Below are 7,073 nucleotides of genomic sequence, written 5' to 3'. Positions count from 1 at the left end.
GTCGAGACGATCACCGATTTCTCCCGGTTGGTGACTTCGACGCCAGCAGGGCGCGGGCTTTTTCCAGGTACGCGACCCTCGCCCTCAGGTACGCGTTCTCCTCCTCGAGGAGCTGCTCCCTCGTGGGAGCCGGTTTCGGTTTGGGCTTGGCGCCCCTGGGCCGGCCCTTCGGCTTCGGCCGCAGCGCGTCCGGGCCTCCCGCACGGTACTCGCGGCACCAGTTCTCGAGCGTCGTGATGCTCGCGATCCCGTACCGGGCCATGACCTCGGCCTTGGTCAGGCCGTGCTCCACGCGGTCGCGCGCCGCCGCGAGCTTCGTCCCGTAGTCGTATTTCCTGTTGCCGCGTTCTCCCATGAGCGCCGCCTCCCCGCCGATCCGGTACAACAACACCCATTTTTCCGCGGTCGACCGCGGCATGCAAACCCGTCCGGCCAGGGCCCTCGCCCCGATGCCCTGACGGATCAGGGCCAAGGCCGTCTTCCTGAACTCGTCGCCGTAATGGCGTCTGCGATCCCCGCACATGAGAAACCGCACCTCCGATCATCGAATCTGAATTACTCCAGTCCAACAATCGGGGTGCAGTTCACCAAGCACCAGCCACCTCATCAGTCAGCCTCCGGCTGACAGCTTCTCGGTGGTGTTGGTCGGCCTTTCGGCCGCGCTCTGTCCGCTCGCCTGTCGGCGAGCCTGAACCCTAGAAACGGCCCCGCCGTTTCCTTAACGGGCTCAGCCTCATCAGTCAGCTCGCCTGTCGGCTCGCCTGAGCCCTAGAAACGGCTCTGCCGTTTCCTTGACGGGCTCAGCCCACGGCGCACAGCCTACAGCTCGTAGGCGAAGGCCTCCCATGGGGCGAGCTTGCCGAACAGCAGATCCGCCGCCACCTGTTCGGCCGGATAGTTGCCGATCAGCACGCGGTCGGCGCTCGCACCGCCGATGATCGCCCCGGACATGTTCAGGCCGAGCAGATCCTTGGTCTCCGGCGGCAACGCGGCCGAACCGGACGACATGTTGACCACCACCACGAGCCGCTTCTCGCCGGAACCGTCGATGCCGCCGCCGACGCCCTCCTCGCGCAGCGTGCGCACGAAGGCGTACACCTTCGGATCGGCTTCGTCGAGCATCGCCCAGTCGCCGGCGGCCACCACGGGATTCGTGTGCCGCAGCTCGATCAGCCGACGGTAGAACGCGAGCACGGAATCCCCGTCGCGCAGCTGCTTCTTGACGTTGATCACGTCCTTGTTCGGATTCGTGCCGATCCACGGCTCGGTCGGCGCATACGACGCGGTGAACCCGGCGTACTTCGTGGCATCCCACTGCATCGGCGTGCGCGCGTTGTCTCGACTGATCGCCTTGAGCGCATCCATCATCGCCTCTTCGGACAGTACGCCCGCCTCGGTGAGCTGATGGTACATGTTGATCGACTCCAGATCCCGATACTGGTCGAGCGAATCGAAGTACACGTTCGTCATGCCGAGCTCCTCGCCCTGATACACGTACGGCGTGCCGCGATGCATGTGCAGCAGCAGCGCGATCGCCTTGGCCGAAAGTACGCGCATCTCCTCGCTGGAATCGTCCCCCCACCGGGAGACCACGCGCGGCTGATCATGGTTGTTGAAGAACAGACTCGTCCAGCCGCGATCCCTCACCGCCCGCTGATGCCCGGCAAGGCACCGCTTGAGATGCGCCAGACTCCACGGTTCGGCCGTCCACTTCGACTGTCCGCCGCCCGGCTCCACATGGTCGAACAGGAACAGCATGTCGAGCTCGCGGTTCGCCGGATCGGTGATCGTCCGGTTGCGTTCCGCGGAGATGCCGGGTGCCTCCCCCACGGTGAGATAGCCGTCACGCCCGTCGAACACCTCCCGATGCATTTCGGCCAGGAACTCATCCTGCCGAGGCCCGTCGGCGCAGAACGGGTTCGGGCTGGAGTAGCCGTCCGGTCCGATAGGTCCGGCATCGCGCGCGGAATCACCGACGCCCGGCAGTTCACCGTTGGCGTCCACATGCTTGGAGATCAACGTGATCACGTCCATACGGAATCCGTCCACACCCCGATCCAGCCACCAGTTCATCATCCGGTATACGGCCGCCCGCACTTCGGGGTTCTCCCAGTTGAGATCCGGCTGCTTCTTCGAGAACTGGTGCAGGTAGTATTCGCCCCGCTTCGGATCGTATTCCCACGCCGATCCGCCGAAGTACGACCCCCACTCGTTCGGCTCGGCGCCCGGCGTGCCCGGCTCATGCCCGGCCTTCGCCGGCCTCCACCAATACCAGTCGGCGTGGGGATCGTCCTTGTCGCGGGAGGCCTGGAACCATGCGTGCTCGTCGGAGGTGTGGTTGACGACCAGATCCATGACCACCTTCAGACCGCGGTCGTGCGCTTCGGCGATCAGCTCGTCCATGTCGTCAAGCGTGCCGAACATCGGGTCGATGTCCTGATAATCGCTGATGTCGTAGCCGTTGTCGTCCTGCGGGGAGCGGAATACCGGGCTCAGCCAGATCACGTCGACGCCGAGATCGGCCAGATAGTCAAGCCGACTGGTGATGCCGGGCAGATCACCGAAACCGTCGCCGTTCGTATCCTGGAAACTGCGCGGGTAGATCTGGTAGACCACCGCGTTGGCCCACCACGGATTGGGGGTTGCACCGTTGGTGTGGATGGAATCGGCAAGCGTCATACGCTGATCTGCGGTCATTGCAGTCCTTTCTGTCGCATTTCGTCCATTATCGCAAACCATGCGACTCAGACCCTGCGACGCGGATCATGCAACGAGGAGCGGGGCGAGCCGATCGCCGATCTGGCACGCCCCGGACCGCAGACCGGCTCGTTCACACCTCGATGGCCCAGAACAGCACGGCGTTCGCGGGATGCAGACTCGGCATCCGCAGACCGTAGGAGGCCAATGCCGCGCCGGGCAGCCGAATGCCTTCGGCCGTCCACCAGCCGAGCGGGGTCTGACCGTTCGCGGCCGCCTCCAGTTCACCGCCGCCGGCCGCGCTGTTCCATCCGCCGCCGAGATCCACGTTCACCGGTACCGGCTGGATCAGATACGTGGCCTCGGGCTTCAGCCCCGGCACATGCACCGGAGCCGCCGGATAGGTGGCCGAGGTGGTGAGCTGCGTGAACCGGTAGATCGCGGCGGACCGATCCGGCTTCACCACGCCGTCGAGGCGGATGGCCGGATCGCCGGTATCGGCATACACCAGCGTGTCGATGGCGAACCATTCGCGATGCTTCTTGAACTCGGCGATCCACCGGGCCAACTCGTCGATCGCCCCCTGAGGCTCCTTGAGCAGATTCCACTCCACGCCGAGATGGCCGAAGAACGCGGTGGCCATGCGCATGCGTTGGCTGGTCGGCCGGTGTGTAGAGTGCGCGGGGCTGGCACCCACATGCTCGCCGATCATCTCCGGCGGCACGAGCAGCGACGTGTAGCGTTGGATGTCCACGCGCTCCACCGGGTCCACGCAGTCGGAAGCCCAGATGCGGTCGGCGTATTCCAGAATGCCGAGATCCACGCGCCCGCCGCCCGACGAGCAGCTTTCCAGCTCCAGTCCGGGATGGTTCGCCTTCAATGCCTTCCACATCGCGTACACGGCTTCGGTCTGGCGGTGCACCGCAGGTCGGCCACCGTATGGGGACGCGGCTTCGGTCACCAGCTTGTTGTGATCCCACTTGATGTAGTCGATGCCCAGTTCGCCGATCAGACCGTCGATGGCGTCGAACACGTACCGCCATGCGTCGGGATTGGTCAGATCGAGCACCTGCTGGCTGCGTCCCTGCATCGGCAGACGGGCGGCCGAACCGGCGCTGCCTTGCGAACCGGCAGCGGCACCGTGCGAACCGGCAGCCGCGCCCCGCCCGGGAACCGCGGCGAGCAACCAATCGGGATGCTCTCGCGCCACATCGGAATCGGGGTTCACCATCTCCGGTTCGAACCACAGGCCGAACTCCATGCCCTTGCCATGCACGTATTCGGCGAGGGCCTTGAGGCTCTTCGGACCATCCGGCCACACCTCCTGCGAGATCCGCCAGTCCCCCAGACCGCTCGTGTCGTCGCGACGGGAGCCGAACCAGCCGTCGTCCACCACGAACCGCTCCACGCCCACTTCCACGGCCTTGTCGGCGAGCGCGGCGAGGGTGTCGAAGTCATGGTCGAAGTACACGGCCTCCCAGGTATTGAGGATCACCGGACGCGGTTTGGTTGAAAGATTGGGGTGCTGGGCGCGCAGCAGTGCATGGAAGCGGGCGGCCACCTCATTGAGCCCGTCGCCGTACGAGCCGTACACCCACGGGGTGCGGTAGGAGCGCCGCGGCTCCCACGGATCGGCCGCCGGCCCGCCGTGTGCGGCCGTGGTACGCTCGCCGGTCGTGGTGTCGGTCTTTGCGCCGGCCTCGACCTCATCGGACACGGTATCGGCGATCGGCTCCAATGCGATCTCCCCGCCGAACAGCACTTCGCCGCCGCCGATCACACCGGTCGTGTACGGGGTGCGTTCCGCCGACAGTACGGAATTGCCGCTCCACGCGGTGTGCACGGCGTAGACCTCGCCGTGCTCGAATCCGAATCCCGGCACACCTGCGGACAGCAGCAGCGAGGCGTCGAAGTCAGGCCGGCCGACCATGCTGGCCTTGGCGAATCTTCCGATGGTGAACGACTGACGCTGCGGGGAGCGTTCGCGCAGATGATGCCCGGTGGTGGTGAGGATTTCCGTCGCCACGGACGGCACGGGGAATCCCAGCTCCACCCTGCCGATCTGCAGCACGCCGTCGCCGATATTGCTCACGTCGGCCCGCTGGCGAACCAGTCCGCTCGGCAGCAGTTCGCACGTCCAACGCAGTCGTACGCCCTGATCGGCGTCTTCGGCGATCACGGCCACCGCGGCCGTGTCGCCGGTATTGACGGTACTGATATCGACGGTATTGATGATGTCGGTCGTGATCCTCCGCACCGCGAACCGGCAGAACAGTTCCACGCCGTCACGGCTCACCTCGAAGCGGGATGCGCCCGTCCACGATTCGGCCTGCGTGGGCAGCACGCTCGGCCACGGAGTTTCGTCCAGAGCGCCGGAGACCCGCTGCGGCTTGGATGCATCATACAGATTGGGCAGCCATTCGCCGCGGCCGGCGGCAGGTAGCGGGCGACCCCAGTGCACGATGCGCGGCAGCTCGTCGCCGGCGAAGATCAGCGCGACCGCAACGTTCGCTGCGGACTGCTCCAGATACACGGCCTGCAAGCGCGTGCCGTCGGCCGCGGTGCCGTGCACATGGTCGACGACGGGATGGGCGGGGGTGGGATTGAACTGCGGCATCATTACCTCGTTTCCTGGGTTCGACGACGTTGCTCGACAATGTTGCTCGACAATGTTGCTCGACAATGGCGCTTGATGATGCGGCGGCGTCCGGCATCGGCTCAGCATCGGCTCGATATCGACTCCTACGATATCGGCTCCTACGATATCGGATCATGCCGAACCGTGCGGTCACCTGCCCGACTTGTGCGGCAGCTTCTCACGCAGTCCGGGGGTGATCTTAATGGCCGTCCACAGGCTGCGGATCAGCAGCACGCCGAGGTAGATCGCGAACAGATTCGCACCCATGCGCGGACTCACCGCACCGGCGATCATCGTGCCAAGAGGGGCTACGATCGCGGCGGTGACGCCGATGGCCAGACCGTTCTTCAGATGGACGAGCTTGCGACGCCAGTTCGCGGCCGTACCGGCGATGGAACTGGGGAACATGGCCAGCAGCGACGTGCCGCGGGCGATCAGATCGGAAGCGCCGAACAGCACCGACAACGCCGGAACCATCACCGCGCCGCCGCCGATGCCGAGCAGACCGGCGAGCGTGCCGATCACCACGCCCAGCAGTGCGAGCAGCACGCCGGTGATCACGGTCATGTGGATGGTCTGATCACGCGAGGGGGTGAACACGATCTGCGAGGTGATCACGAAGCACAGGAACACCACGAACACCCAGCGCAGCACCACTTCGGGCAGACGGGACAGCAGCCAGCTGCCGATCTGCGAGCCGACGACCAGACCGCAGGCGAGCAGCAGCGCGGCAATCCAATCCACATCACCGCCGGTGGCGTAGGAGATCACGCCGGTGATCGACGTCGGTACGATGGCCGCCAGCGAAGTGGCCGCCGCATGCCGCTGCGAAAGACCGAGGAACACCAGCGCGGGCACGATCACCGTGCCGCCGCCGATGCCGAACATGCCCGAAAGAATGCCGGAAACCAGCCCCACACCGATCAGCATCATCCACACATGACTCGCCGGGCGGCCCTCCGCCTCCAGCGTGGCCGCTCCTTCGGCGTTGTCGGCCCTGACTGTGGTGTCGGTTTTGGCGTTGTCGATCACCGTGCCGCTGTCACCGTTGTCCATCGTCTCGTTGTTCCGTTCCTCTGTCATGGTCACCTCTCCGACTCGTCGTATCGTCTATGTCTTTCGTCCTACCGTCTGCGGCTATCGCCCGCGGTCCTGTGGTTATCGGCCGCAGTCATCGACCGTATGCACTTCGATATTCGATTATCCTGGCCTGCGCTCTTTGCATTCGGAGCCGCACGCCGTCACAGCCCGCACTGTACTCTCCGGCGGTGAGATTCTCCGATGGGCTTCCGCAATCAGATCAGTGCGATCCCCGGATTCAATTTGTAAGTGCAACACTCGTCTCTGGGTGGCTTGTCTTTGACATTACCTTGCCGAGCTCGCGGTACCAAACCTCGTTGGGCGTTTCCCAGCCCAGGACCTTCAACGGGGTGTCGTTGATCTCGTCGACGATGGCCTGCAGGTCCGCATCCGACAGGTCGTCGAAGCTGGTCCCCTTGGGCAGGTAGCGCCGGATCCTGCCGTTGCGGTTCTCGTTCGTGCCCCGCTGCCACGAGGAGTACGGGTCCGCATAGTAGGTGAGCATGCCCAGCGCCTCGTCCACGAGCAGGTGGCAGGAGGACTCCGTGCCGTTGTCCCACGTGCGGTCGATGCGCGCGGGCGCGGGGATCCGGCTGTAGATGTCGTANTCGGCGCGCGCGGTCGCCAGCGCGCTCTTGTCGGGGATGAACCGGGCGAA

At 65.3% G+C, this 7,073-nt stretch carries 5 protein-coding genes; all 5 read right to left on the bottom strand.

Going from position 1 to position 7,073, the window contains the following annotated elements; genetic code table 11:
- Window positions 1-10: 10 nt before the first annotated feature.
- The gene (locus Uis1B_RS11255; protein WP_101616300.1) at window positions 11-523 is read right to left on the bottom strand and encodes a helix-turn-helix domain-containing protein; all 513 of its coding nucleotides are present in this window, start codon (window positions 521-523) and stop codon (window positions 11-13) included.
- A gap of 296 nt (window positions 524-819) precedes the next feature.
- On the bottom strand, window positions 820-2,697 hold the full coding sequence (locus Uis1B_RS11250) for an alpha-glucosidase (protein ID WP_101618335.1): 1,878 nt from the start codon (window positions 2,695-2,697) through the stop codon (window positions 820-822).
- A 133-nt stretch (window positions 2,698-2,830) separates the two neighbouring features.
- Complete coding sequence (locus Uis1B_RS11245) at window positions 2,831-5,314, bottom strand: alpha-galactosidase (RefSeq protein ID WP_101618336.1); 2,484 nt, start codon at window positions 5,312-5,314, stop codon at window positions 2,831-2,833.
- Window positions 5,315-5,485: 171 nt separating this feature from the next.
- Window positions 5,486-6,268 (bottom strand): sulfite exporter TauE/SafE family protein, encoded by a 783-nt coding sequence (locus Uis1B_RS11240; protein WP_243390365.1) that lies wholly within the window; start codon window positions 6,266-6,268, stop codon window positions 5,486-5,488.
- 385 nt (window positions 6,269-6,653) lie between these two features.
- The coding region (locus Uis1B_RS11235; protein ID WP_133124933.1) for an IS30 family transposase at window positions 6,654-7,073 on the bottom strand (420 nt) is incomplete at its 5' end.

Source organism: Bifidobacterium margollesii (assembly GCF_002860355.1).
GTDB lineage: Bacteria > Actinomycetota > Actinomycetes > Actinomycetales > Bifidobacteriaceae > Galliscardovia > Galliscardovia margollesii.
The sequence above is the reverse complement of the archived record's forward strand: the minus strand, read 5'-3'. Positions and strand labels throughout refer to the sequence as shown.